Origin of the sequence: Paenibacillus brevis, assembly GCF_018919145.1 — a bacterium.
In the GTDB taxonomy this organism is placed as follows: domain Bacteria; phylum Bacillota; class Bacilli; order Paenibacillales; family Paenibacillaceae; genus Fontibacillus; species Fontibacillus brevis.
Genome location: NZ_JAHLQJ010000004.1, coordinates 332,402 through 358,779, shown reverse-complemented (window position 1 = coordinate 358,779; position 26,378 = coordinate 332,402). Strand labels below are relative to the sequence as shown.

28 protein-coding genes, 1 tRNA gene and 1 other annotated feature are annotated in these 26,378 nt (G+C 48.0%); of the genes, 21 read left to right on the top strand and 8 right to left on the bottom strand.

Annotation, left to right across the window (positions count from 1 at the left end):
- The first annotated feature begins 169 nt into the window (after positions 1 to 169).
- The 8 genes from KQJ23_RS06890 to KQJ23_RS06855 all read left to right on the top strand — a co-directional run bounded on the left by KQJ23_RS06890 (position 170) and on the right by KQJ23_RS06855 (position 8,151).
- Positions 170 to 2,842, top strand: a complete 2,673-nt coding sequence (locus tag KQJ23_RS06890) for a MerR family transcriptional regulator (protein WP_216478066.1) — start codon at positions 170 to 172, stop codon at positions 2,840 to 2,842.
- Between the two features lie 49 nt (positions 2,843 to 2,891).
- Entirely contained in the window at positions 2,892 to 3,365 is a 474-nt protein-coding gene (locus KQJ23_RS06885; protein ID WP_216478064.1) for a GyrI-like domain-containing protein, read from the top strand.
- Between the two features lie 749 nt (positions 3,366 to 4,114).
- Positions 4,115 to 4,588, top strand: a complete 474-nt coding sequence (locus KQJ23_RS06880; RefSeq protein WP_249529554.1) for a hypothetical protein — start codon at positions 4,115 to 4,117, stop codon at positions 4,586 to 4,588.
- Between the two features lie 173 nt (positions 4,589 to 4,761).
- On the top strand, positions 4,762 to 5,394 hold the full coding sequence (gene hxlA / locus KQJ23_RS06875; protein WP_216478060.1) for a 3-hexulose-6-phosphate synthase: 633 nt from the start codon (positions 4,762 to 4,764) through the stop codon (positions 5,392 to 5,394).
- Positions 5,395 to 5,399: 5 nt separating this feature from the next.
- Positions 5,400 to 5,963, top strand: a complete 564-nt coding sequence (hxlB, locus tag KQJ23_RS06870; RefSeq protein ID WP_216478058.1) for a 6-phospho-3-hexuloisomerase — start codon at positions 5,400 to 5,402, stop codon at positions 5,961 to 5,963.
- A gap of 164 nt (positions 5,964 to 6,127) precedes the next feature.
- Entirely contained in the window at positions 6,128 to 6,505 is a 378-nt protein-coding gene (locus KQJ23_RS06865; protein ID WP_216478056.1) for a winged helix-turn-helix transcriptional regulator, read from the top strand.
- Between the two features lie 29 nt (positions 6,506 to 6,534).
- Positions 6,535 to 7,458 carry an SDR family NAD(P)-dependent oxidoreductase gene (locus KQJ23_RS06860; RefSeq protein WP_216478055.1) on the top strand — a complete coding sequence of 308 codons (924 nt, stop codon included), beginning with the start codon at positions 6,535 to 6,537 and terminating at the stop codon, positions 7,456 to 7,458.
- Between the two features lie 66 nt (positions 7,459 to 7,524).
- Positions 7,525 to 8,151: a GyrI-like domain-containing protein gene (locus KQJ23_RS06855; protein WP_249529553.1), complete on the top strand. Its 627-nt coding sequence runs from the start codon at positions 7,525 to 7,527 to the stop codon at positions 8,149 to 8,151.
- 6 nt (positions 8,152 to 8,157) lie between these two features.
- Here KQJ23_RS06855 and KQJ23_RS06850 read toward each other — a convergent pair whose 3' ends face one another.
- From KQJ23_RS06850 to KQJ23_RS06820, 7 genes are all read right to left on the bottom strand, one after another.
- Positions 8,158 to 8,790, bottom strand: coding sequence for a hypothetical protein (locus KQJ23_RS06850; protein ID WP_216478050.1), 633 nt, complete (start codon positions 8,788 to 8,790; stop codon positions 8,158 to 8,160).
- Positions 8,783 to 9,373, bottom strand: a complete 591-nt coding sequence (locus KQJ23_RS06845) for a TetR/AcrR family transcriptional regulator (protein WP_216478048.1) — start codon at positions 9,371 to 9,373, stop codon at positions 8,783 to 8,785. The genes KQJ23_RS06850 and KQJ23_RS06845 overlap by 8 nt, the downstream gene beginning before the upstream one ends.
- A 117-nt stretch (positions 9,374 to 9,490) precedes the next feature.
- Positions 9,491 to 10,303 (bottom strand): NmrA family NAD(P)-binding protein, encoded by an 813-nt coding sequence (locus KQJ23_RS06840; RefSeq protein ID WP_216478046.1) that lies wholly within the window; start codon positions 10,301 to 10,303, stop codon positions 9,491 to 9,493.
- A 30-nt stretch (positions 10,304 to 10,333) separates the two neighbouring features.
- On the bottom strand, positions 10,334 to 10,780 hold the full coding sequence (locus tag KQJ23_RS06835) for a MarR family winged helix-turn-helix transcriptional regulator (RefSeq protein ID WP_216478044.1): 447 nt from the start codon (positions 10,778 to 10,780) through the stop codon (positions 10,334 to 10,336).
- Positions 10,781 to 10,885: 105 nt separating this feature from the next.
- The gene (locus tag KQJ23_RS06830; RefSeq protein WP_216478042.1) at positions 10,886 to 11,968 is read right to left on the bottom strand and encodes a saccharopine dehydrogenase family protein; all 1,083 of its coding nucleotides are present in this window, start codon (positions 11,966 to 11,968) and stop codon (positions 10,886 to 10,888) included.
- Complete coding sequence (locus KQJ23_RS06825) at positions 11,962 to 13,392, bottom strand: MFS transporter (protein ID WP_216478040.1); 1,431 nt, start codon at positions 13,390 to 13,392, stop codon at positions 11,962 to 11,964. The genes KQJ23_RS06830 and KQJ23_RS06825 overlap by 7 nt, the downstream gene beginning before the upstream one ends.
- Positions 13,393 to 13,455: 63 nt before the next feature.
- A complete protein-coding gene (locus KQJ23_RS06820) occupies positions 13,456 to 13,842 on the bottom strand; it encodes a MarR family winged helix-turn-helix transcriptional regulator (RefSeq protein WP_249529552.1) in 387 nt (128 codons plus the stop codon).
- 271 nt (positions 13,843 to 14,113) lie between these two features.
- On the opposite strand from KQJ23_RS06820, the gene KQJ23_RS06815 reads away from it, so the two are divergent.
- The 13 genes from KQJ23_RS06815 (at position 14,114) to KQJ23_RS06760 (ending at position 25,910) form a co-directional block, all read left to right on the top strand.
- Positions 14,114 to 15,181 (top strand): sensor histidine kinase, encoded by a 1,068-nt coding sequence (locus tag KQJ23_RS06815; RefSeq protein WP_249529551.1) that lies wholly within the window; start codon positions 14,114 to 14,116, stop codon positions 15,179 to 15,181.
- Entirely contained in the window at positions 15,178 to 15,813 is a 636-nt protein-coding gene (locus KQJ23_RS06810; RefSeq protein ID WP_216478034.1) for a response regulator, read from the top strand. The genes KQJ23_RS06815 and KQJ23_RS06810 overlap by 4 nt, the downstream gene beginning before the upstream one ends.
- Before the next feature lie 112 nt (positions 15,814 to 15,925).
- The gene (locus KQJ23_RS06805) at positions 15,926 to 16,858 is read left to right on the top strand and encodes an ABC transporter ATP-binding protein (protein ID WP_216478031.1); all 933 of its coding nucleotides are present in this window, start codon (positions 15,926 to 15,928) and stop codon (positions 16,856 to 16,858) included.
- Positions 16,859 to 16,869: 11 nt separating this feature from the next.
- Complete coding sequence (locus KQJ23_RS06800) at positions 16,870 to 18,135, top strand: ABC transporter permease (protein WP_216478029.1); 1,266 nt, start codon at positions 16,870 to 16,872, stop codon at positions 18,133 to 18,135.
- 14 nt (positions 18,136 to 18,149) lie between these two features.
- Positions 18,150 to 19,244 (top strand): ABC transporter permease, encoded by a 1,095-nt coding sequence (locus KQJ23_RS06795; protein ID WP_249529550.1) that lies wholly within the window; start codon positions 18,150 to 18,152, stop codon positions 19,242 to 19,244.
- Between the two features lie 142 nt (positions 19,245 to 19,386).
- A complete protein-coding gene (locus KQJ23_RS06790; RefSeq protein ID WP_216478026.1) occupies positions 19,387 to 20,415 on the top strand; it encodes an ROK family transcriptional regulator in 1,029 nt (342 codons plus the stop codon).
- A 25-nt stretch (positions 20,416 to 20,440) separates the two neighbouring features.
- Complete coding sequence (locus KQJ23_RS06785; protein WP_216478024.1) at positions 20,441 to 21,646, top strand: MFS transporter; 1,206 nt, start codon at positions 20,441 to 20,443, stop codon at positions 21,644 to 21,646.
- Positions 21,647 to 21,670: 24 nt separating this feature from the next.
- Positions 21,671 to 22,228 (top strand): maltose O-acetyltransferase, encoded by a 558-nt coding sequence (gene maa / locus KQJ23_RS06780; protein ID WP_216478022.1) that lies wholly within the window; start codon positions 21,671 to 21,673, stop codon positions 22,226 to 22,228.
- Positions 22,229 to 22,278: 50 nt separating this feature from the next.
- Positions 22,279 to 22,965, top strand: coding sequence for an MBL fold metallo-hydrolase (locus KQJ23_RS06775; RefSeq protein WP_216478119.1), 687 nt, complete (start codon positions 22,279 to 22,281; stop codon positions 22,963 to 22,965).
- Positions 22,966 to 23,143: 178 nt separating this feature from the next.
- Positions 23,144 to 23,216, top strand: a tRNA-Lys gene (locus tag KQJ23_RS06770).
- 136 nt (positions 23,217 to 23,352) lie between these two features.
- Complete coding sequence (locus KQJ23_RS23680) at positions 23,353 to 23,526, top strand: PadR family transcriptional regulator (protein ID WP_249529548.1); 174 nt, start codon at positions 23,353 to 23,355, stop codon at positions 23,524 to 23,526.
- Positions 23,490 to 23,879 carry a PadR family transcriptional regulator gene (locus KQJ23_RS06765; protein WP_249529547.1) on the top strand — a complete coding sequence of 130 codons (390 nt, stop codon included), beginning with the start codon at positions 23,490 to 23,492 and terminating at the stop codon, positions 23,877 to 23,879. The genes KQJ23_RS23680 and KQJ23_RS06765 overlap by 37 nt, the downstream gene beginning before the upstream one ends.
- A gap of 177 nt (positions 23,880 to 24,056) precedes the next feature.
- Positions 24,057 to 24,292: a binding site (T-box leader), on the top strand.
- A gap of 94 nt (positions 24,293 to 24,386) precedes the next feature.
- A complete protein-coding gene (locus tag KQJ23_RS06760) occupies positions 24,387 to 25,910 on the top strand; it encodes a 2-isopropylmalate synthase (protein WP_216478020.1) in 1,524 nt (507 codons plus the stop codon).
- Positions 25,911 to 25,999: 89 nt separating this feature from the next.
- Here KQJ23_RS06760 and KQJ23_RS06755 read toward each other — a convergent pair whose 3' ends face one another.
- Complete coding sequence (locus KQJ23_RS06755; protein WP_216478018.1) at positions 26,000 to 26,311, bottom strand: hypothetical protein; 312 nt, start codon at positions 26,309 to 26,311, stop codon at positions 26,000 to 26,002.
- Positions 26,312 to 26,378 lie beyond the last annotated feature (67 nt).

Genomic DNA, 26,378 nt, shown 5'->3' with positions numbered 1-26,378 from the left:
GAATCCGGTGTAAATGACTCATAGGGAGGTTCTCTTTTCCACAAGAAGAGAGCTCCCTTTTTTATTTACCTATTTGCTCAAAATACTTTCGTTAATTGAGAAAATGAGGCATTGAAATTGACGTTAGGTCAACTGATATAATGATAGCAGAACGAGACGGAGGGCTGTTATGAATCTAGTGAAAATAACTGAAGTCACGGAAAAATTCGGCATATCCTCAAGAACACTCAGATATTACGAACAGGTAGGCTTGCTGAAGAGCGAGCGTCCGCACTTTGAGAAGCACCGTTTTTATGATAGTGAAAATATCAATCGGCTGCAGCAGATTTTGGTACTGCGGAAAATGCAAATTTCCATCAAGGATATTCTGCGGATTTACGAAAATCAGGACATGGAGACTTTAGTGCAAAGCTTTGTAAAACGCATGGAGGAAATTGATGAAGAAATCAGTACGCTTTCCCAATTAAAAGCTTTTGTCAATGACTTTCTGAACGCTATGACTGCACACGGAATCACCCATATTTCTGCACTGCCACTACTCTATGAAAAAGCGCAAACAGAGCCTTTGCCGGCTTTAAAAAAGGGTTTATCGATAGAAGCCTTGAACACAATTACGGATAAGATGGCAAGACCGTTGGAGATGGATATTGTAACGTTGCCGCCAATGCCTGTGATTACATCTATAAGAACGGACAGCAGGAAATCGGAAATAGAGAGCTTCTGGGACTGGCTTTCCGCCAATCAAATCCCCTTTGGCAAACCGGGAAGCCGCACCATATTTGAGTATCAGATCGGTGAGGATATCGTTATGATGCAGAAGCTTCCCGGCCAAGTCGCTGACATGGAAAAGCGTAACGAATCAACAGAGGCGCTTCCATTTGAATACAGAGAATTCGCGGGCGGTTTGTTTGCGGTTTCGTCCACTTATACAGATGAAGACTTGGGGGCCCTACAGTACCGGATGCTGCAAAGCTTTGACGATAACCCAAGCTTTGAGGTGGATTTTCTTCATAATGGCGGCTTACGTCATGAGGCATTGATCGAAGCTGTGTTTTCCCCTGAAAACAATCGAGAGCGGATAAATATTTATGTCCCTGTACGACAGCGCAAGCCTAACTTTGTGGACTATCCTGAGTTTGAAATGACAGAGAGTATCTCTTATGAAGAAATCGAAAAGGCTAACCCGATTCTGCGGCAATATGGGGTTGATTTTCACAAAATCACGCCGATTTATGATCCCCATTTTACGGTTCTGGAGAATGGAGAGGCTGAATTTATCGCATGGATTTCCGAAAGAAAGCTGGATACCAATGTGGCTGTGAGGCTCCCGTTTCGGGTTGACATGGAATTTTTGGCACAGGAAGAGAGCGAAGAATACCTTTGGGGAACAACCGAGGGCAGCCTCTGGTTCTCCCACGGAGATTGCACCTACACCATGAATGCTGAAAATTATGCGGACAAAGCTTTAAAAAAACATGCACTTTCTTTTCAGCAGCCTGTACTAGGGAATGAATTTTCCTATCCGGGAATCGGAAATATCCCTCATGATCGCTATAACAAGCTGACGTGGGTTGTGGGTGAAAAGCATTTTGCGGTTATTCTGAATGGCGAAGTCCGCTTTTGCGCCATTAGCTTTCCTTACATGGTTATGGACTTACACCTGCAAACACCGCAGACCATTCTGATCGGCACAAACGGGCAAGGAAAAAAGCGTCTCCGCTCTGTCAAAATTTCACAACTGAAAACCTCAGCAAAAACAAATACAACGCAGGGGGCATTGAAAATAAATGTGAAACAGAGCAACAACACACTGCCTCAAATGAGGCAGATCATTCATCCCGAATACGGTCAGAATTATTGGTTCAACGGCTGTGCGAGCTATGTGATGGAATGTCTGGATGAACAGGATTTCGATTATTGGTTTTTTGCCGGGTTAACCGGGGAGAACTTCACGCAAATTTATTCCAAAAACGGCTTTCGAGGTTGTGGCGTGGTGGATTATCGCCTGAGCGAGAAAGGGAACCATCACGTTATTGAAGAAATTTTTGAAGAATGCGGGTATGCAAGCACCTTTGTTCCGCTGAAGCAAATTCTGTCCAACCGTGAAATGTATGTGCAAATGCTCATGGCGTATATTGACAAGGGAATCCCTGTCATTCTGAATGATTATGGCAACAACCCGCATAACCGTGTTAGCTGGGGTGTGCTTGTTGGGTATGCTGATTACGGGAAAACCCTGCTCTATATGGGGGGAGACGGAACGGTTCCTGATTCCATATCCGTGGAGGATTTACTGCCAAAGGGATATACCGAGCAGGATGATCACTGTCATGGCTGGCTATTTATCGGTGAAAAGCAGGAAAGCAAAGACTTGGCTGGAGTCTATCGGGAGCGGATATTATCTCTGCCTCAGCTGCTTGCTTATGAAAATGAGAATTACTGCTTTGGAGTAAAAGCATTTCGTGCATGGGCAGATCATATTGAAAAAGGTTATTTCGAGCAAATCACGCCGGAAGAATTCGACAACTGGGGTATGCACACCGTTTATGTTTGCTGTCTTGCCACCAACAGCGGCTGCTGCAAGGAGTTTTTAGACAAGGCGCTTGCCCTGGATCCCAACATGACATTTATTAACCACATCATTGACCTTTACAGAAAAACAGCACATTATTGGAATGATGACAACGGCACGGATTTAGAGGCCTTGGGCGGTGGCTTTAACGTTACATTGGAGGCTCTGCAGAATATAAGCAGGCGCAAGAAGATTGCTGACAAGCTAAGGGCTTTTGCGGATTGTATGGACGAAGTTTCGACTGTAATTGAACAGTTTATAGCAAAATGATATGAGAAGAAAAAATTTAAATCAATCACTTATTCAAGGAGGATTTTTTATGAATTTCAGAATCATTTCACTGCCTCCATTCAAGGCGGTAACATCAGGATTAGATGAGGTTGGTGATTTTTCCGATGATGGGATTTTGAGAAGCTTTGACAAGTTTTTTTCAAGCGTAACACCTAAACCGAGCGAGAGCTTTATGCCTAGGGACTTCCTTTATTACGATGAAGAACAGCAGGGAATGGTATGGCTTTGGGCGTTAACGGAAAACGGAGAAACAGGTGGCTTTGAAACCATGGATTTTGACGGCGGGCTGTACATCACCTTTGCTTATCTTGACCGTGACGGGCAGGCACATGACAGGCTACAAAAGGAAGTGCTCGATTACATTGGAAATTCTGGTTTTCTTGAGCTTGATATCCGGCCGAATCACTATTCCATGGGGCATATCATTACGCCGAAGGCTGTTATGGAAGCACAGGGCTGGGGGCAGATGGAGGTGTTTATTCCTGTAAAGATTAGTAGCTAAATGCCGGCACGGGGAGAGGGAAAACTCGGCTGCTGCAAAATGGAGGACATAGGATGAGTTCATTCCAAGCCCCAAGCAGACTGAATAAGAACCATCATCCCATTATAACGGCTGTCTTTAATCCCGGAGAGTTTTGTCCGTAATTTCCTACAAAGAACGGACGAGGTGATCGAATACCTCGGTATTTGGGTGGACGAGCGAATATTTGTATGGAATTTCGTATAAAGATCTGCTTGTGCGGCTGCTATGAGGGCGTTTATACGAAATGTCGTATAAAAAATCCAGTATGGATGGTAGAATCGGAAATTTTGTACGAAATATAGTATAAACAGTAGTAATTTAGACGCCGACACGTGACTTTTATAGGGAAAAACGTACAAATTCCCGCTGCTCATCTTTTTCTTGAAATTGGAACTGGGATGACATACTATAATTATTAAATCTAGATATGACTGGCGAAGCACGCCCGGTATTCCTTTAGTGATAAAGGATGACCGGGTATTTTTTTGAGCAAAAATGGGGAATTGAGGTGAAAAACATTGAGTTTTCAGGTTGAGCACGATCAGTGGATTGAAAGTCATTTAGCCAGGCGGCAAGGAGATCGAAAGGATGCGTTGAGGAGAGGGCACGGTTATGGGAACTGTTTATTTGCAGAAAAAGTTTGGTGGCCGCTTATGGGGCACTTTAATGGCTTGCATCCCGAATACGAGGTGAAGGATTGGAGGGGACGGTCTTATTACACGGATTTCATGTGGAAATTGGGTGAGTACTTTTTCGTGTTCGAGATTATGGATTACGGTTCGCATGGGCAGGATCGGACGAAATATCGCATGGATTTGAATCGTGGACTCTATCTGCAATCGCAAGGTTTTCATTATATTGAGATTTCATTGGATGAGCTGAAGGAAAACCCTTTATTCATCGTAACTATGCTTCGCGGTATATTGACGCCATATTTGGTTGCGCCGACGGGACAAGAAGGGGGCGTTCTTCGTAAATTCGGGAGAATTGAGCGGGAACTGATGCGTCTGGCCATTCGTCACCATCGGATGATTCGCCCTGCGAAAGCCGCCAGAGAGCTGGAGCTTCACAAGGAAACGGTCATCAAGTATTGTAGGCTCCTTGTAGATAAAGGGAAATTCCGTGCCGTGCCCTCCGGCGCTACAGGTCGGGTGTACCAATATGAATATTTAGGTTCAACGCAAAGTCCTGACTTAATTTGAAAGGGACGGCAAATGAAAGAGGCTTCTGAATCCATCTGAGGCTGGTCAGTCAATAAGCCCTCTTTATTCAATAGTATCCTCCAGGTAACTACCCCACTTCAAAGTGCGTACTTCCGGTTCGTAGAATTCATCTTTACAATAAGGTGAACCAACGACTTAGGAGGCTACTTGCTATGAAATTACAGCTTGCATTGGATCTTGTAAATATTCCGGATGGAATTGCGCTTGTGAAAGAGGTTGAGTCCTATGTGGACATTGTTGAAATCGGTACGCCGATTGTAATTAATGAAGGCTTGCACGCAGTAAAGGCAATGAAGGATGCTTTTCCTCATCTGGAGGTGCTCGCCGATCTGAAGATTATGGATGCCGGCGGGTATGAAATCATGAAGGCAGCCGAGGCGGGTGCGGATCTGGTAACCGTATTGGGCGTATCCAATGATATGACGATCAAGGGTGCGGTAGAAGAAGCTAAGAAGCAGAGCAAACAGATTCTGGTGGACATGATCAACGTGGCGGATCTTGAGAAGCGGGCGCGTGAAGTCGATGCGCTTGGCGTCGATTATATCTGCGTACACACCGGGTATGATCAACAAGCGATTGGAGAGAATCCATTCGAAGATCTGCTGACGATCAAACGTGCCGTGACAAATGCCAAGACCGCGGTTGCAGGCGGGATCAAGCTTGAGACTTTGCCTGAGGTCATTAAAGCTGCCCCAGATCTTGTTATCGTTGGCGGCGGCATTACCGGTGCGGAGGATAAAGCCGCAGTAGCATCCGAAATTCAACGTTTGATCAAGCAAGGCTAAGCAGCATGAGCGGCACACATTATGCAACCGAAATTCTGAAGGAGCTGGAGCGTCTGCTTACCCGTATTAGCAATACGGAGCTAGAGACGATGGCAGAGCTTGTTCTCCGATCAGAAAAGGTGTTTATTGCCGGGGCCGGCCGATCTGGACTAATGGGAAAAGCATTTGCCATGCGCTTGATGCATACCGGACGGCAGGTCTATGTGGCGGGAGAGACCGTGACGCCTGGAATTGGCCCAACTGATCTGCTGTTGCTATGCTCCGGGTCAGGAGAGACGGGAAGCTTGACAGTGATGGCAAGGAAGGCCGTTAGGATCGGGGCAAGGGTTGGACTGATTACCATCAAGCCAGAATCTACTATCGGACAGCTGGCAGAAGCTATTGTTCAGGTTCCGGCATCAGCCAAGGAAGACACAGCTGCAAGCGGAGCGGCGATCACGATTCAGCCGATGGGTTCTCTGTTTGAGCAAGGACTTCTGCTCTGTCTGGATGCCTTGGTATTAACACTGATGGATATGGAAGGTATTACGGGGGCAGATATGTTCGGCCGGCATGCCAATCTGGAATAAGAAGTTATAAGATCGGGGCTCCTGAGCGAACAGGACTCCGGTCTTTTTTCATTGCCGTTTATAGAATGGAATGTAAAATGCGAGTTTTGCACTAATCCATCACTATAGTAAAATAAATATACATTAGAGTCTTAAAATGAATAAACGAGAGGAGGTTCGGATGCATGGCCTCTGAAGTGAAGGAACGAATCAATCTACAGGAAATCAACTGTGAAAAAGAATTGACTCTTGCTGTGATTGGCGGCAAATGGAAGCTGATTATATTATGGCATCTTGGTCTGGAAGGAACCAAACGATTTAGTGAGCTGAAGAGACAAATCCCTCATATTACACAAAAGATGTTGACGAACCAGCTCCGTGAGCTGGAGGAAGACCAATTACTGGAGCGGAAGGTGTATGCCGAGGTTCCGCCGCGTGTAGAATATTCGCTTACAGAATATGGACAGAGCTTAATGCCTTTATTGAAGGCGATGTATGATTGGGGTAAGGACTACGGAGAGAATGTCATCTGGAAATCGAATGAAGAAGCAGGGAGCAAATAAGGGGAATAGGCGAAGGGATGTGCAGGGGGATGGAGGATTTCGAAGCGGAGGCCAATGGGACGGAATCATTTGTGAGTAAGGACCGCATTGCTATAGTAACAGGGGCAAGCGGTGGTATGGGGCGGGCAACGGCAGCTTTGCTCGCAGCCGAGCATGGTATGAAGGTCTTGTTATTGGTTCGGGATGCCAAGCGGGGCCAGGCAGCAGTCGATGAGGTGAATCGCCGAAGCGGGCGTAACGATGCGGAGATGGTATTGGGTGATTTGGCCTCCTTTTCTAGTATTCGTGCGGCGGCAGCGGAAATTGCGGAACGGGTCGAGCATATCGATGTCCTTGTCAATAATGCGGGAGTGGTTACAATCAAGCGGGAAGAGACGGAGGATGGCTTCGAACGGCAACTTGGCGTCAATCACCTTGGGCATTTTCTGCTGACAGGGCTGTTGCTGCCCCTTCTATTGCGCAGCACCGCAGGACGAATCGTCGTGGTCTCCTCGGGTGCCCACAAGATTGGGAGAATGGACTATGAAGATCCAGGTATGAGCAGAGGCTTTAAAACATGGAATGCCTATGGCCGCTCCAAGCTGGCGAATATCTGGTTCACCCACGAATTGGCATCCCGGCTGGCCGCAACGAAGGTAACGGTGAATGCCCTGCATCCGGGTGCTGTGTCGACAGACATTGGCGTCAATCGCCAAACCGGATTTGGCAAAATGGTGCACAAGCTGCTGCGCCCCTTTTTCCTTTCTCCGGAGGAAGGCTCCGCCACGGCCGTATTTCTTGCTGCTGCTCCGGAGCTGGCGGGACAATCCGGCGGTTATTATTACCGGCAGAAGCGGATTCGTCCTTCCGCGAGAGCTGAGGATTCCAATGAAGCATCACGGTTCTGGGCATGGAGCGAACAGGCGACAGGGTTTCAATGGGAGGATTTAGAAGAGAGCAAGGCCGATCGGTGATTGAATGAATCCAATAGCTTTAGGGCGATATACTGAGGTTATCATGATATGAAGGGGGCACATCCATTGAATCGAAAAGTGGATTTCAAGAAGGATTTCAAGCAACTGTATCTGCCGAAGCCGTCTCCAGAGATTATCCAGGTTCCGAAGATGAATTTTATTATGGTGGAGGGCTCCGGAGACCCCAACGGAGGGGAGTTCTCTAAGGCGGTCGAGGCTTTGTACAGCTTGAGCTATACCGTAAGGATGTCATACAAAAGCAAGGATGTGCCGGAGGGTTACTACGAATATACCGTTTTTCCGATGGAGGGAGTCTGGGATTTAGTAGATCGAACCAAACCTTCAACGGACAAAAGCAATTACAAATATACATTGATGATACGCCAACCTGATTTTTTGACAGCGCAAGGATTTCAGAGGTTTCTGGAGCAAGTAAAAGTGAAAAAGCCCAATCCGTTTCTGGAGACCGCCCGTTTTGAGTCTATGGAAGAGGGCCTATGCTGTCAGATGATGCATGTTGGCAATTATGACGATGAACCGGCCAGCTTTGCCCGAATGGAAGCTTTCTGCGCAGAGAATGGTTACACCCGTACTAGTAAACTGCATCGGGAAATCTATTTGTCCGATCCTCGAAAGACAATGCCGGAGAAGCTAAAAACGGTGTTAAGATTCCACGCCGAAAAGAGCAGATGACCGGTATCAGGCTTTTGCTGAAGCAAGGGGGTTGCTGTCTCGTTTACGGCTCCGGAAATAAATAGTAGACAGTGCCATCATCGGGGCGAAATAGATGCACCAAAAGATAAGAGCGATTACACCAGACATATCAGATTCACCGCCTTGCTTAAACACGTTGAACATCGGAAGAAGCACGCAAACCGGGAAAAATGCCCCATGGATGAGGAACATATATTTCATCACCCGCTCTTTTCCGGTTTGCGCACGGATGGTAAGCCCGATGAGAAAGGTGGATAACGCCATTAACCCGTACCCCATGATGTCGAATCCGAACACCCAACTGCCAGGCGTGAAGGTGATCGCTTCGATGACCGCTGGACTTGCAGACTGATGGGCAACCGTCGTCAATTGCGAATAATACACGAAGTTTGTAAAAACCGAATAAATAACCGCGATCGCTACGCCTCCCAGAGCAATTCCTTTCTTATCTTCTTCCGCTTCCTGAGCGAATGCGCAAGCCAGCAACACATAGGCCCAACTGAGTAACAGGCATACGAAATAGCTAAGCGGACCGTTAAAAGTAACAAGTCCAATCAAAAATAGAACCGTGCAACCTCCGGCGATGATTGAGGAATAAAAACCAAGCTGTTTATTCATCGGTATCTGTCCCCTTCCATTTCATATGGTTCATGATGACATCTATGAACCGGTCTCTTTGAACCTTGTCGTCAAAATGGTATCCAAATAGCTCTTCACTTAGTTCCCTTCTCAGAAAAACAGCCTGCAGGACAGAGGTTAGCATAAACATCAGCAAGGTTTTGTCCTTGTCCGGAATATTCATGTCTTTTAGTGACAGGCCAAATCCTTTCGCGGTTTGCATCGTATTATCGAACGTTTTCGGCGTTTTTAAATCGCCAAGAATAGAGATTCGTGAGACGGATGGATTACCCGCTAAGAAGTCGGCAACCGATTTTACCACGGTTTTCAGTTGCTCGACGCTATTCAACTTCCCGTCCATATCTGGCTTGAATCTGGATATGACCCCGCCGATGATTTGCTGAACAGAAGCTTCGATCAGATTTTCTTTGGTTTGAAAGTGATAATTGATCAATCCTATTCCTACATTGGATCTTTCGGCGATGGTTCTTATGGTCAGTTCTTCGGTATTCCCGCCGCTTTCTTGAATCAATTCTATAGTTGCATCAACAATTGCTTTTTTAGCATCATTTCTTGGGACCATTATATCCTCCTTACTGAACAATGATTTGAACGTCGTTCAGTAATTAACTTAGCAAATCTTTCTTCATTTGTCTATGCAAAAATAACTTATCAAACGTCCAATTATCATGCTGCCTCATCATGCAATGAATGGCCTGATACTGTCCTTGAGCGAAGTGAGCGGCATCCCAATCAATTGCTCGAGCTGATTGCTGGTCGATGAAGTATCTATGCTGCGTAAAAAGGAATATATCCAATGGGAAATCTCTGGGTCAGGAAGCAGGTCAACCGGTTTGCCTGTTAGCTCGGTGAGAGCTGCCGCTACATCACGGAATGTCCACGGACTCGGAGCCGTCAGCTCATAGGTTTTGTTCTTGTGGACTTCTGGCTGCGAGAGGATTGCGGCGGTTGCCAAGGCGAGGTCGCGGCGTGTAACGGCATTGAATGTCCAATCTCCCGGAGGGATTTCAAGCTGCCCCTTGTCCAGAGCCGCCCCCAGATCAAGCGCCCCAAGAAAGTCGGTATACAGAGCATTTCGTAAAAAAGTATACGGGATCCCGGTCGTTCGAATCGCATATTCAGTCGCCAAGTGCAAATGTACAGGGGAGCCCGCACCATGCTCGGGGTAAGCAAAGCTGGTGTATAGCAAATGTCCGGCTTTTGACTTTTTTGCCGCTTCAACAGCATGGATATGCTGCCGTAAACGGATTGTATCATCGTGATGAGAGCTTGAGATCAATAATATCTGAGACGCGCCGGCAAACGCGGCCTCTAACGATTCCGGCTGATCGTAATCACATAGTCGAACGGTTATTCCTTGCTGCTCATACTGTTTTCCAGACTCCAGCCGGCGAACGCCGGCGATGAGATGCTCCGGCGGGACTATCTTCAGTAACTGTCCGATGATTAGACTGCCTAATTTGCCATTAGCGCCTGTAATTAAAATCGACATCAGGAATCATCCTTTTCGAAGAGATTGGCATTACATTTTTTTCAGTTTGTTTAATAGGCTAAGGAGCTGCTTCTGTTCCTGCTCCTCCAAACCCTGGATTTTGCTCGTGATCTCCTGACGGTTGCCCGGTAAATGCTGCAGCAAGAGACGCTGCCCTTCATCCGTGATCGAGACGACCCACTTCCGTCCGTCCGAGGGGTGAGGCCGCCGCTGAATATAGCCCTCTTTTTCTAAAGGGACCAGCAGAAGGCTGATATTGGATTTAGTGACCCCGATTTTTTTTGCAAGCATGGAAGGAAGGAGGACGCCTCCTTCCTTCATGATTTCTACCAGAATCCGGATTCTCGCGCCGTTTAGTCCTTTGGATTGCCAATACTTCTCAGAGACATCAACAAGTTGGGCCGTTGTGTCCACCAGTGTAAAGAAAACTTGAACAGGCAGCGGCATATCCGAGACATATTCCTGTAAGTCCTTCATTGTTCACCACACTACTTCCGAAATAAAATAGTTAATCGCTTAACTATTTTATGGAGAATTGGAATTTTTGTCAATGGATGAACGCTCGAACAGTGCCGGTTCCTTCTATGTTCTGACCGTGACCCGGGATGACAAATCCGCGATACCGGCCAAATTCTTTTCGAAGGATTCATAGCGGTACAATTGCTCAATGTGGAATACGCCCGGTTCCATTTCGGCGGCATAGAGCTTCTTTGCCAGCAGGACAGCTACTCGTGCCGTGATCGCCGCCTCTTCAGTGCCCTGCAGAAAGCATTCTGCATGAGCAGGCTGGCCTTTCAATTCTCCGTAGGCATCAATTTTGAGTGCAAATAGGGGCTCGCCGAGCTTCATAGCACTGAACAGGCTGACAGCCCCTTTCCGGATCCAACCCACGTTAAGCATGCTTAGGACTCCAATACGTTTTAAGACGCTCATAAGCCAGGTAAGAAAAGCATGATCGAAGCAGAGCCGGGTTGAAACGTCAGGCACTTGCAAAGTCCTAGGCAGAATATGCTGGTCAGCAAAATTAAAACGATATGCTGTACGACGTCCCAAAATACCGCCGAAGTCGGTTTTTCGCCCATCTGTTAGGCTTGCGTGCGGCTGCCTTTTTCCTTGCGTTATCGTATGAAAGTCTCTGCGCAGATTATCTATTGTCCACTCAATGGCTGCTTTGCCATGGGAATCGCCTAATCCGAGCATGAGGGAGATGTTGATATTGTCTGTCTTATCCAAGAGCCCGGCAGCCTGAAGGGACAATAGGTTTGTTAAACCCGGGGCAAGTCCGACGCTCAGGATGGCTGTTGCGCCGTTTGCAGCTGCCAGTGAATGAAGCAGCTCGACTTGAGAGAGAAACCGATAGTCGGCAGATACGTCTATATACCGTATCCCCTGTCTCAGACAAGCTTCGGCGAATGCTGTATTTTGCTGGTCCAGGCACATAATGACTAACTTAACTCCAGCCAGCAATTGCTCTCCCGGTATTTCGCGTATATCGATTTGCAACGGTCGAACCCGCCCGTCTGTGGCCTGGCTGAAGGCCTCTGCCCGGGAGAGTGTTTTACCGGCGGCATAGACCTTGCCCGGATAACTCTTCGCAAGCTCTTGGCATATGCCTTGTCCGACATGTCCGTATCCGCCGATGACGACAATTTTATCTTTTAACATGATGATTCCTCCAATGGTTTATCTTTTGATTTTTTGCGACTCTCCGCGAAGAATCCGTAGCCCAGAACGGCACAGCCGATTACGCCAATTATGAATCCGGTCTTAAACAGTACTCCAAAATCATGCTGCGAAATTGTCTGTCCGGATGAGTCTCCAATCAAGCCCAAGCTTAAAACTGCGCCAACCAGCATGCCTGCATTTCGTGTTAGAGCAATCAAGCTGCCGATTGAACCGCTATGAGCTGTAGGCACATTCCGCATAATATAGCTGTTGTTTGGTGCGGCAAGGCATCCCATACCTATGCCGATAAGGGCAAGCACGGCCACGATCCAGAGCGTATTTAATCCAGGAAGTGTCCAGGCGAAGACAAGCAGCCCGATTATAATTCCGCCTAGCCCCGTAAGCATGAGCTTTAAGGGGGCCATTCGATCAGAGAAATGCCCGGATATGAGGCTGCTGACTGCAAATAGTAACGGGTAAGCGGTCATGATCCACCCGATATCCATTGGCCTATAACTGCTCCTGCCCGTCAAGAAGAACGGCATAGAGATCAGAACGGAATTAATAAGCATGAACGAAATGAAGCTTGTAATGAGTCCAACGGCTACCGAAGGAGCGGCTAACACAGAGATCGGTAAAAAGGGGGTGGGGTGACGAGCCTCCCAGCCGATAAAGAGGATAATCGAGAGTGCGCCCGTGATCAGGGCGGCGAGAATATGTGACGAATGCCAGCCCGAGGTATTGCCGTCCGATAATGCGTAGGTAACGGAGACAATCATTAGGAAAAACAGGATAGCACCGACACGGTCTAAGGAGATTGCTTTATTCTGAATGCGCTTGGCAGGAATAAAACGAAAGGCAAGCACAGCGGCTAAGGCTGCTACAGGGAACGGCAACAGGAATAGCCAGGGCCAGCTTAACGAGGCAGCGATGAATCCGCCGGCTACCGGGCCGGTCATCGCTCCTATAGCGACGACGGAGCTCATGATGCCCAGTGCCCGGCCTCGTTGTTCCTTCGGATAATAAGCGCTGATCATAGCGATATTCGTAGCCTGGAACATGGCGGCTCCGATCGCCTGACAGATTCGAAGGCTGATCAGGCTCGGCACATTCGAAGATAGGCTGATCAGTGCCGTACTCACCGCAAAAATGATGTATCCCGTATTATGAATCCAGCCGTGCCCATAGCGGTCGCCGAGCTTGCCCATAATAGGCAGCAGGGCGGTAATAGCCAGTAGATAGGCGGTCGTAATCCAGGGGATACCGGCTGGATCCTCCGGGAACACCGCTTGCAGGTAGGGCAAGGACACATTCACTGCACCGGCGGTGAAATGTGATAAAAAAGCCCCGATGCATATAGTAAGCAACAGCCATGTCCGTTGCTGCTTCGTCAACATCCGTGCCGCGCTGTTTAAGTCCGTCATAATGATTCCTCCTTTGCCAACTCTGTATTTAGTTTAATTACTAAACTAAATACCCAAAAAAAATTACTTGTCTAACATGCGGTTTAATATATTTATACTTTTTTCGAATACTTCAATTTCTTGTTCTGTCAACTGTGAGCGAAGCTGGTCATAGAAAGAGATATGTACCGCTTCATGAGCTAGATAAGCCTCCTTTCCCATGTCGGTGAGTGACAGGAGGGAGCTTCTTGAGTCGGTGGGATGCGGAGAGCGCAAGACTAATAATTTAGACTCCAGCCGATCAACCAGTTGGGTGATCGCTCCCTTGGTTACGCCGAGACGTGCAGCCAATTCATTCATGAGGATGGCTCCGTCGCAGCCGATGGCATCAATCGTATGGATCTCGCTGGGAGTAAGCTTGCCTGCCTGTCCAAAGGTATGGGGCTGCCGTTCAAGCTTTCTAAGCTGCATAATCAAACGGCCCAAGCTTCTGCTTCCGTGACTGCTAATAGGTTGTGAATGCTTCGATTTATTTTTCATGAAATTTAGTTTAGTATATAAACTTAATACTGTCAATCGTTATGAGGTCACTCGTTGATGAAGGGGGCAAACTCATGCTTTAATCAATACATAGGTATGAACGCTCTGGATAGAACGGGGGATAGGGTTGAAGCCATACTTTATACGGATTATTCTGCAGCTATTGGTCTGGGCAGCAGCTTTGAGTACATATTGGAATCACATGTCAACCGAGTATTGGAGACTGCTTGGTGCAGCGGCCTATTTTGCAGTTTTCTTTGTTCTGCCTCTGCTGGCGAAGAAGCCCAGAACTACGACTGGCTTACTGTGCGCCCTGTCGACTCTCGCGGCAGGCAGCCTATATCCCTTGACGGATGAGGCTTTTAATCCCTTTCTTATACTGATTCAATGTATGGTGGTCTGGGAAATGGTCCAACGTCTGTCCCTGTTCTCTGCCATTTTTCCTGCTGTGCTTCAGATTGCGGGACTTTGCCTGGTTGCCGTAAGGGCAGGCCTGCAGCCTTTCTCTTGGCTGTTTATTTCGATCCATGCCATTCTGCTGTATTCTGGCGCAGCGCTATATCGGTTAAAGCATGAACGGGAAGCTTTTGCTAATACAAGGTACAACACTTTGATGTCGGAGTATAGAAGCTTAAAAAGAAGGCTGGCGACCGAGGAGGATTCGGCGAGACAGGAAGAGAGAATGCTGATCGGCCATGAGATCCATGATTCGGTAGGACATAAGTTAACGGCGCTCCTTATGCAGATCGAATCGCTTCGTTTGAAGGACGGGAATCCGTATCGTGAGGAGGTCGATTTGTTAAAACAGCTTGCCTACGATAGCCTTGAAGAGACCCGCAGGGCTGTAAAAGCCTTCAGGCGCGGGGACACAGGCGGATTGCAGGGAATTATCCGATTGATCCGGAAGCTGGAGAGCGACAGCTTCTTACGCATTTATTTTACTGTCAATCATGGTGCTTTCAGCGCTCCGCTTCATGGAGAACAATCCTTCGCCATCTACCGTTCTGTTCAAGAAGCACTAACTAATATTATGAAGCACAGCAAAGCTAGAGAGGCGAAGATTCTGTTCGAGGCGCCGGGCGGCAGCGTGTTTCGCTTTGAAATTAGCAACCCGATTATAAATCCTTACTCGTATCAGGAAGGATTTGGATTAACCTCAATGAGGGAGAGATTGAATAAATTGAACGGGGATTTGGAGGTCTTTGCCGCTTCCGGGCAGTTTGTGTTGCGGGGCTGGCTTCAAATTACGGACAGGGGGGGAGCCTATTGATTAGAGTATTGCTGGCGGAAGATCAAGTGATGGTCAGGCAAGGCTTGAAAGCGATGATTGAGACGGATCCGGAGATCAAGGTAACGGGAGAAGCTAATAACGGCCAGGAAGCCGTCGCGCTTTGCGAGCATCATCAATTTGATGTTGCCGTGCTGGATATTCGCATGCCTGAAATGGACGGAATCGAGGCAGCGAGGTGTATCCGTGCGCGTTCACCGGAAGTGAAGCTGTTGATGCTGACAACCTTTGATGATCAGGATTATGTCATGAATGCTTTAAAAATCGGAGTAAGCGGATATTTGCTGAAAAACGGAGACACCTCTGCTTTAATCCGCTCTGTGAAGAGCGCCTTTGCAGGCGGACTATCGCTTGAGGATCAGATTGCCGCGAAGGTGGTGCCAGCCCTGCTGGGCAAGCAGGAGGATGCGAACCAGCCGGATCCGTCGCTGACGCCAAGGGAACGGGCGATTTTGTCTTGTATTGGCGAAGGACTTAGCAACCGTGAGATTGCCGAGCGTCTGGCACTTTCGATTGGGACGGTCAAAAACCATACCAGTCAAATTCTGGATAAGCTCGAGCTGAGAGATCGGACGCAGCTAGCCATTTATGCAATCAAGCACCATCTGGTATGAAAAAAATGACTGAAGTCATGCATACATAAGAATTAATGACTGGAGTAAGTAGCGGCTCCGGTCTTTTTATTTTATGCTTTAGGAAATTATGGGGATGCAGGGGGAGTACAGCATGCTGGAGGTATTCAAGCTTAGCAAATCATATAAGGGCAAACGGGCTGTGGACGAAATTAACCTCTACCTTGATGAAGGGGACTCTGTGGGGCTGCTGGGTCCGAACGGAGCAGGGAAATCGACGACGATTTCGATGATCTCGACGCTGATCAAGCCGACGTCGGGCGATATCAAGTTTCATGGAAAAAGCACGGTGGAGGCTCCGGCTGCATTAAGAAAAGTACTCGGTGTAGTTCCTCAGGAAATTGCATTGTACGAAGAACTATCGGCTTATGAAAATTTAAAGTTTTTCGGGAAAATCTACAAAGTCGAAAAGCGCCTGCTCGAAGAACGCATCCAGGATGTGCTTGACCTGGTTGGTCTTAAAGATAGGCAGAAGGAGCTCGTGAAGACGTTCTCCGGCGGGATGAAGCGGAGGGTGAATATTGCAGCGGCCCTGCTCCATCAACCGAAAATCCTGATTCTTGATGAGCCTACCGTAGGGATTGATCCTCAATCCCGTACTCATATTTTAGAGATGGTGCGGATGATGAATGAGCGTACAGGTACGACGGTGCTATATACGAGCCATTACATGGAGGAAGTCGAGCAATTGTGCAAGCGGGTATACATCATGGATCATGGCAAAATCATTGCGGCAGGCACCAAGGCGGAACTGATGAGCATCCTTTCCAACGAGGACAAGATTCAGATTCAGCTTGACCGGCCGAGCGCCTCCTTTGTAGAGGCGATCAAGGGGCTGAAGCATATCCATCATGTGGAGGCGAACGAGGAGAATATCGATTTCATTGCTTCAAAGGGCAGCAATATATTGGGATTGTTGGTTCGCGAAGCCGAGAAGGCAGGCGCCGAGTTGATCAATTACCAGATGGATACGCCAAGCCTGGAGGATGTATTTCTGCATTTAACGGGGCGGACACTGAGAGACTAGGGGGGATACGATTGCTTACTTTTATCTTCAAGGACCTGTTGCTGTTCTGGAGAAATCGCAAGGAGATCCTCACGGTCCTCGTGACGCCGATTATCCTGATTGTCATCTTGAGCTTTGCTTTTACGGGTGTAGCAGGGATAAGTTCCAATCCTCTTGAGCTTAAGCTGGCTATTGTAAACGAAGATGCCGAAGAGGCGGGGATTAATCAATTTATAGCGGATGCCGAGAGGCTTGAGGATCAGGCCGCGGCTCAAGCGCTAATTGCTTACAGTTCAGGCGTGAAGCCAATTGCCTATCTGGAGCAATATCTGCATAGTCCGGAGCTTGCGGATTGGTTGACGGTGTATGAGCTGAGTGAATCCGAGGCGCTTCAACAGCTGGAAAAGAAGAAGATCGACGGCTGGATCAAAATTCCGCAAGGGTACACCTATGACATGCTGAATGCGATCATGCTCGGCAAGGAAGCTTCCGCAGTCAGCCTGCCTTTCGTCGTAGCCGGAAACTCCATGAATGTGACAGCCATCGAAATGATGATTAGCGAATTTTTCGATCAGGTGAATTTCCAGCTTGGTCTTCAGCACTCTGTAGGCGATATGACAGCAGCGGAGACAGTAGCATTGCCGAAGGGCGGACGTGAAGCTTTGGAGGGTGCCGAACCGTTCACGATGGGCCAATACTTTACGCTGGCTATGGGAGCGCTGTTTTCTCTGTTTATTGCTTCAACCGTAGCTGAGAAGACGGGCACCGAAAAGCGGGAAGAAGTCATCAAACGGATCATTGCGGCGGATACGAGACCCATGTCTTATTTGATGGGCAAGACTTGCGCTACTTTTATTCTGGTCTGGCTGCAATTTTTATTTGTTGTGGTTGTATCGCATTTGCTGCTTGGCTTGTTTGCGGGAAAGCCGCTCTCCTTTTGGCTCGGTCTTCTGCTGATGATCACCATCTATGCGCTGACTGTAGCCGGTATTTCCGCTTTTTATACTTCCATTGCGCTTAGATCAAACAATATGGATGCGGTCAACGGTCTTTTTCTGCTCTTTACGATGGCGCTTGGCATTCTTGGAGGGAACTTTGTTCCAATTTATCTATTTCCCGAATGGCTGCAGCAAATCAGCGAATGGACGCCGAATGGGCTTATGCTGGCAACGGTGATGGAGTGGATTCAGTTGGAGCGGGTTCTGTCTCTAGGGATGCCTCTGGTTGTGCTGAGTCTGGTTGGCATTCTATTTTTACTTGCAGGAATGCTTATGTATCCGAAAAGAGGTGAAGCCTGATGGGCTCGGTATTCATGGCACAACTTGCAAAGGATAGACGAAACCCGCTGATCCTCCTTCTCTTCATTGCTTTAAGCATTCTGGCCACCTTATTGTTTGTACGCAGTACACAGAACATGACGACAATCGCTGTCTTCAGTGAAGATGAACACGGCGCGGCAATCGAGGAGAAATGGCTGCCGTTGCTGAATCGGGAAGGGGCGTATTATCACTTCAAGGCGGTGGACGCGAAGCATGCCCGTGAACAGGTGCAGAAGGGGCGAAGCGATGTCGCGGTGAAGCTGATGGAGCAGGATTACCGTCTGGTTGCGGCTTCCGACTCCCCAACAATTCAGCAGGTGGATCAGTATGTTCGCAAGATTTATACCCAGGAAATGCAAATTCAGGCTTCCTCGGGCGTTATTAAAGAAGAAAAGCTTAGAGAAGCAGTGAACGAATATGTGCGGAAGCCTCCTTTTCGACTGACCAAGCAAGGGATTGACGGCAGCAAGGTGCAAAGTCATAATATGAGCACACAGCTCATGTTTGCCTTTACACTCCTGATCTCCATATTCACGATGGGATTTAAGGTGAATAGCGTTACGAACGATAAGGTGTCTCGAATATGGGACCGGATGATCTTGTCGCCAATCCATAAGACCAGCATGTACCTTGGATATATTTCATACAGCTTTTTTATTTCTCTTTTTCAGGTCACCGTCGTTCTCATCCTGTTCAAGTATGTATTCAAATTTGATCTAGGTCACCACTTCGGGCTGATTTTACTGATCATCGCCATCTTCATCTTCGGAATGATCAGTCTGGCTATGCTCATCACGGGGTTTGTCAGCAAGCCGGAGCAGTTTTACGCGATTTACCCGTCTTTTGTGCCTATGCTTCCTCTTATTAGCGGTGCTTATATGCCGCCGGGAGCGTTGAATAATCCGGTGCTATCCTTCATTGCGGATTTATTTCCGATGTCCCATGCGATGGATGCGCTAATGAAGGTGGTCAATTTGGATGCGGGAATCAGTGAGATCGCCCTCCAGCTTTCGCTTATACTGCTGATTGGCGTTGTATATATGGGCATTGGCATTAATTTGGCTGAAAGAAAATCCGCACGGAAGTGATTCAGACGGAAGAGAAATTTCAGGCTGCTCTTACGAGCAGTCTTTTTTGTTATAAGGTCTATCTTTTCAGATAAGGTCTTGATATGATAATAGCGCACTTATTAAACTGATTTAAAAAGTGTTCGGAATCGAGGTGGTAGGGATGGACGACAGGATTTCAACACCGAGAGATATGAAAAGGAATATTTTTCGCGGTATCCGCACAGCGCTGTTAACCTCAGGAAGTGCAACAAAGGTCGAGCTCAGCGAACAGCTTGGAATTAGCTTTCCGACGATCAGCAAATTTATCGGCGCGATGGAGAAGACGGGTGAAGTAATGACTGTTGGTTTGGACGATTCGAGCGGCGGAAGAAGAGCCAGACGCTATGCCTACAACCCGGATTACAGGTTGGGGATCACGATGTTTCTGGAGAAGAAGGAAACGCCGTATGCCATCTGTAATGCGCTGGGCGAAGTGAAGGAGAGCGGAAGCTGTTCCGGTGTGCTTCAAGAAGGAATCGATACATTGAGCAAGCAGTTGGAGTCTCTGATGGAGGCTCATCCCGGCATTCGTGCGGTCTCCTTTGGAGTGCCTGGTTCTGTCAAGGATGGGCGCATCATTTACATTCCCGGATATGAGAAGTTTCAGGACTTTGATCTGGAGGGATATTTCCAAGCAAAATTCCAGCTTCCCGTTGCGGTGGAGAATGATATGAATGCGGCTGTGCTCGGTTATTGCGAAAGAATGCGCGTGTCCAATAGCGAATCCCTGGTCTATTTGTACTTCGGACAAAACGGGCCCGGGGCAGGCCTATGGCTTAACGGCAGTGTTGTTCGCGGAAGCACGTCCTTTTCGGGAGAAGTGTCGTTCGTACCTCTCTATGACGGAGGGAATTTTCAACAGGCGATCTCGAACGAAGAAGGTGCCGCTGTCATGATGGATAATTTCAGTGCAATCGATGCGGTAAGCCGGTTGATAGCTGCCTATGCCGCTATGGTGAATCCGAAGGCAGTCATTTTCTGCCGCGACGAAGTCAGCGAAGAGCTTCTGGATGCCATCGCTTCAAGAAGTACCGCCTATATTCCCAAAGAGCATCTGCCCGTACTTGCGGCAAGCGACTGGAGAGAAGATTATCTAAACGGGCTGAAGAAGCTCGGCATGAACCTGATTCTTGATGACCATGAGGATTGATGATGAGGATAGGAGTTTTATACGTATGGGAACACTTTTACTATTGATTATTTACTTGGCTTTTATCAGCCTCGGGCTTCCTGATTCGCTGCTCGGGTCAGCCTGGCCTGTCATGAGACCGGAGCTTGGCGCACCGATCGGAATGGCCGGAGTGCTGTCGATGACGATCAGCATTGGCACCATTGTATCCAGTCTGATTAGCGGTTCTGTTGCCCGTCGGTTCGGCACAGGCCCAGTCACGCTTGTCAGCTGTATCCTGACAGCAGGCGCTTTGGCAGGCTTTTCGGTGGCTCCGTCAATCATTTGGCTGATGGTATGCGCTATTCCGCTCGGGCTTGGCGCAGGGGCCGTTGATTCGGCACTTAACCATTATGTCGCTGCCCGTTACAAAGCCCATCATATGAGCTGGCTGCATTGCTTCTGGGGAGTCGGGGCAACGGCTGGCCCGATTATCATGGCCACTTTTCTGAATGGAAATGCTTCCTGGAGAGATGGTTATCAGGCGGTTGCCGGAATTCAATTTACACTGGTAATCGTACTGCTAGTGTCACTCCCGTTATGGAGAAGATTAGCAGCTCAGCAGAGCACTGGGCTGGGGGATAAGCCAACTGAGGGGGACTCTCTGTCCGGTCACAGCGGAGCAGGGAAGCCTCACCTCAAGAGTGTGATGTTTGCTTTGGCGTGCTTCTTGTTCTACTGCGGGGTTGAGACAACAGTAGGCCTGTGGGGCAGCAGTTATCTGGTCAAAATGAAAGGACTGGCCGCCGATCAAGCTGCGCTCTGGGTGTCTATTTACTACGCAGGCATCACCATCGGGCGTTTCATTACCGGCTTTGTTACGTTCAAACTGACAAATCGCCAATTGATCCGCACGGGACAAATTACTACGCTGGCAGGCACATTGCTTCTATTGCTGCCGCTTCCGGCCGGTTTTTCATTATGCGGACTGCTGGTTGCCGGATTAGGACTCTCTCCGATCTTCCCCTGCATGCTGCATGAGACGCCTGTTCGATTTGGAGAAGCGAGAGCCCAGAAAATTATGGGTTATCAGATGGCCATGGCCTATACGGGCAGCACCTTGCTGCCGCCGCTGCTTGGCTTGCTGGCCGGGTATACGACAATCGGAATATTTCCATTTTTTATCGCAACATCTGCCGCCGCTATGCTGCTTTTTTCGGAACGTCTTAACGTGTTTTTCGGGAAACAAAGTGCGAGCCGCAACTCAATTTAACCGCATAAAGATAGGAGTGCTCTTATGAAGACAGAAAAAGAAAAAATGATCAATGGTGAACTCTATATGGCAGGAGATCCGGAACTGACACGGGACAGATTAAACGCTCGCAAGCTGACTCGCCTGTTCAATAATACCATTGAGACAGATATGGATCAGCGTACAGCGCTGCTTGGCCAGTTATTAGGCTCGACGGGGGAAAGCGTGTATATCGAACCCGCTTTTCGTTGCGATTACGGCTATAATATTTATGTCGGCGAGAATTTCTATGCCAATTTTGATTGTGTTTTTCTGGATGTTTGTGAAATTCGGATCGGAGACAACTGCTTTATTGCACCGGGTGTTCATATTTATACCGCAACACATCCGCTTGATGCTGCTGAACGAAATTCCGGAGCCGAGTTCGGCAAACCGGTGAATATCGGTCATAACGTGTGGATCGGCGGAAGATCCGTGATCAATCCCGGTGTGACCATCGGCAACAACGTTGTCATCGCCTCGGGTTCCGTGGTGACAAAGGATGTCCCGGATAATGTAGTCATTGGAGGCAACCCGGCCAGAATCATTAAACCGATTGCTTAATCAGGAAAGGGGCTTTATGCATGACAAATGCAGGCGAAATGGATAACCCTGTGCAGATCATTAATCTGCCCATTGAATTCGAGTATTATGGACAAATGTACTCGATCTGCCCCAGCCTAATAGTGTATAAAGATGAACTGACTCTGGTGGATACCGGCTACCCTGGATTTCTCGATCAAATCGAAGGCGAAATATTGCAGCAGGGTTATCATCCGGACCAGCTAACCCAGATCATTATTACGCATTACGATGATGATCATATCGGCTCCTTACATGATTTCAAGGAGAAGCATCCTGCAGTTAGAATCATTGCAAGCGAGCGGGAGAGCAAGGCTATATCCGGAGAGGTGAAGTCGGAGCGCTTGCATCAAGCCGAACAATTGCTGGTGGAGATGGATGAGCAACAGGCGGAGTCCGGGCGGGAGTTCATTGAGGAATTGAAGAGGTTAAAAGCGGCTACAGTCGATTTGCTTGTTCGGGACGGGGATCGCCTCATGGATGGGCATTGCGAAGTATTAGCTACACCGGGTCATACGTCAGGGCATATTTCGCTGTATTTTCCAGAGCTGAAAAGTGTGATTACGGGAGATGCCGCTGTAGTGGAGGAAGGTGAACTGGCGATTGCGAATCCTCAGTATTGTATGAATCTCGTCCAGGCCGAGCAATCCTTGTGCTTATTGAAGAGCCTAGATGCCAACACGTATTATATTTACCATAGTGGAGTTTATCTCAGGTGAGTCGGCGGCTTTCCGCCGGCTCAAAAAGCAGGTTAGTTATTCCAAATCATTTTTTCAAAAATAATGCTTGACTCTGTTTTTTAAAATGGATATACTATAAAAGTCCCCTCGAAAAACAGCCTTTTAAAAAAGCCGGATTTCGAAGAAGCACAAATGGTGCAGGACAAGCTAATATTATGGATCGTTAGCTCAGTTGGTAGAGCATTCGACTCTTAATCGACAGGTCCAGGGTTCGAGCCCCTGACGATCCATTCTTCGAAAAGTCAGCAGAAATGCTGGCTTTTTTTGTATGCCAAATTGTATGCTCGAAATATTTTTCGGCCGAGACTTGATTCATCAAAATAATTAATGTGGAATATTCAATGTTGAGTATTGGAGGTGAAAGCAGTGACACGATTACTTGTGCTCGGCATGCTGGATATGAAGCCGATGTCCGGTTATGACATTCAACAAATGCTGCAGACAACGGATGCTGAACGATGGAGCGGTGTGCTAATAGGCTCTATTTATCATGCGTTAAAAAAGTGGATCAAGAGGGCTATGTCGAGATCAGCGGTATAGAACAGTCTGGACACCGTCAAAAAGCAATTTACAAAATTACGGATCGAGGAAGAGCATACCTGAAGGACTTGGTTCGCGAGGCATTGACAGTGACTTCCGCCATTTATCCTTTCACCCTGTACGCGGGAATCTCTTTTTATGAGAAGCTATCCCCTGAAGAGGCCGAACAGGCTTTGGAACAGCAGCGCCTTACGTTGAACGAAGAATATGCCAGTATCAAACAGGGATTGGAAGCAAAGAGCGAAGCGATGGATCATGGGCTGCCTCCTATGGTCAAGCTGGTTTTCGATAATATGTTTTCGATCATCAAGCAGCAGCAGGAATTTGTTGAGAAAGCTTTGAAACTTTTATAGTTTGTCAATGCATATTTCTCCCTCTATGAGGGAGAAAAAAATACCCAATTAGTCAACATTGAATAAACAACATTAACTATAAGGAGAAGGAATATGACAAAACTAATCGAGGCTCAAGGAATACGGGCGGTTGACATTCTCGACAATTTGCCATAGTATGTATAACAATTCCAAAATTGAAATGTTGCGATTAGAAATAGTAGGAATTCAGGACTTTCGCAGAGAGCCGTTGGCAGGTGGAAAACGGCAGGTCCAACATTCTGAACTCGTCTATGAACTGCTGCCTGACAATGTAGGGTATGCCGGAGTTCCACCGTTATCGGGATAGATGGTGATGGCCATCGAACAAGATGATTCTGCCTTTGGCGTAGAATCAATTAGAGTGGTACCGCGGGGTAAGCCTCGTCTCTAGCTATAGAGACGGGGCTTTTTTTGTTGGCTGAATTCCGGGTTCAGCCGCCCCCGCTTCACATAAAGGATAATTTAAAACAGGAAGGATGAGGGATTGTGAGCCGAAAAATTTGGGTGCTTGATACGACTTTGAGAGATGGTGAACAGGTTCCGGGAGCGAAGCTCAATGTACAGCAGAAGGTGGAGTTCGCCCGTCAATTGCAGCAATTGCATGTCGATATGATTGAGGCCGGGTTTCCGGCTTCCTCTGCAGGTGATTTTCAAGCAGTACAAGAGATCGCACGTACGGTAGGGAGAGGTATTTCCGTAACAGCTCTTGCAAGGGCCGTTAAGAATGACATTGACAGCGTATATGAGAGCATCAAGCTGGCTGAAAATCCATTCATCCATATCGTGCTTGGCACCTCGAATATCCATGTGGAGAAGAAGTTCAGCCGTTCAAGAGATGCAGTGCTTGAGATGGGGGTAGATGCCGTTAAGTATGCCCGTACGCTACTGCCCGAGGTCCAGTATTCTACGGAGGATGCCTCCAGATCGGAATTCGAATATTTGTGGCGGACCATTGAGGCCGTCGTCAAAGCAGGAGCGACGATCATTAATATACCGGATACAGTTGGGTATGCGGTACCGGAGGAATTTGGCGAATTAATCCGGAAGATCCACGAACGTCTGAAGAATCTCAATGACCGTGTGATGCTCAGTGTTCATTGTCATAACGATCTGGGAATGGCAACCGCGAATACACTTAGCGCCATAAAAAACGGGGCCGAGAAGGTGGAGTGTACCATCAACGGACTTGGTGAGCGGGCCGGAAATACTTCGCTTGAAGAGATTGCAATGGCGCTGAAGGTGAGGGAATCGTTCTATCAGAGTCATACGGATCTGAATCTGAAGGAAATTATGAGAACCTCACGGCTGCTCACTTATCTGACCGGACTGGATGTTCAAGTGAACAAGGCCATTACGGGTGAGAACGCTTTTGCCCACTCCTCCGGTATTCACCAGGACGGTCTTCTGAAGAACAAGGAGGTCTATGAGATCATGTCGCCGGAGGATGTTGGAGTAGAGAGCATGGAGCTCGTATTGACCGCAAGATCTGGCCGCCATGCTTTCAAGCATGTAATGGAGAAGCTGGGCTTCTATGCCGGATCTACGGATGAATTCGAAGGGCTGTTTGCCGCCTTTCTTCGTATGGCAGATGACAAGAAGGAAGTCTACGACCATGACGTATTTGCCTTGTTATCGGCAGCGCGCAAGCAGTCCGAAGGAAGCAGTCAGCTGTATGAGCTGGAATCGCTTCGGGTCGTTACAGACGATGAAGCTCCAACGGCAACCGTTAAGCTGAAGAGAGAGGGGGTCAGTCTGGAGGACACCAGAAGCGGAGACGGGCCGATTGATGCCCTTTATGGAACGATCCGGGCCTTGACCGGCTTGGAGGTTGAATTGCTGGATTACAAAATTAACAGCATGTCGCGGGGAAAAGAGGCGCTTGGCCGGGTTCACATTCGATTGAAGCATCAAGGCAATATCTATACAGGTAAAGCCATGGACACAGACATTATCAAGGCGAGTGCCCAGGCCTTCATCAACGGCATTAATGCAGTGCTGCTGGATACTTAGGAAAAAGAAGAAAAAGCCCCCGCAGGTGAATAGAATAAGCATCGATTCTGCAGGGTAAGACATGCAAGCATCCGAACTTGGCGGCTTCGCTACTCCAGATCGATGGCTGTTATGCGTTCTGCAGGGATTATGACGCGCCTTCCCTCCTGATCCATTAATTCAAGGAAATCGGGCTGAACAGAGAGCAAGGTTCCTTGGATTTTCTGGTCAAAGACTTGGACCGTGAGGGAGGTGCCGACCAAGCTGTGGAGCCGTTCCCGGGTTAATGGGAGAGGAAGAACGTGAGACTGGACGGTTTCCTCCAAATGCTCCACACGATGTTCCAGCAGCTCGATCCTTGCACTCAAGATGCGGATACTTCGGCGGGCGGACCGATACTTGCCGGAAAGCATAGCGTTCATGGGCATCACCTCCTTATCATTGGATGGTATGTCCTAGCCAATGGAAACCGCTGAGGACTCTATACTA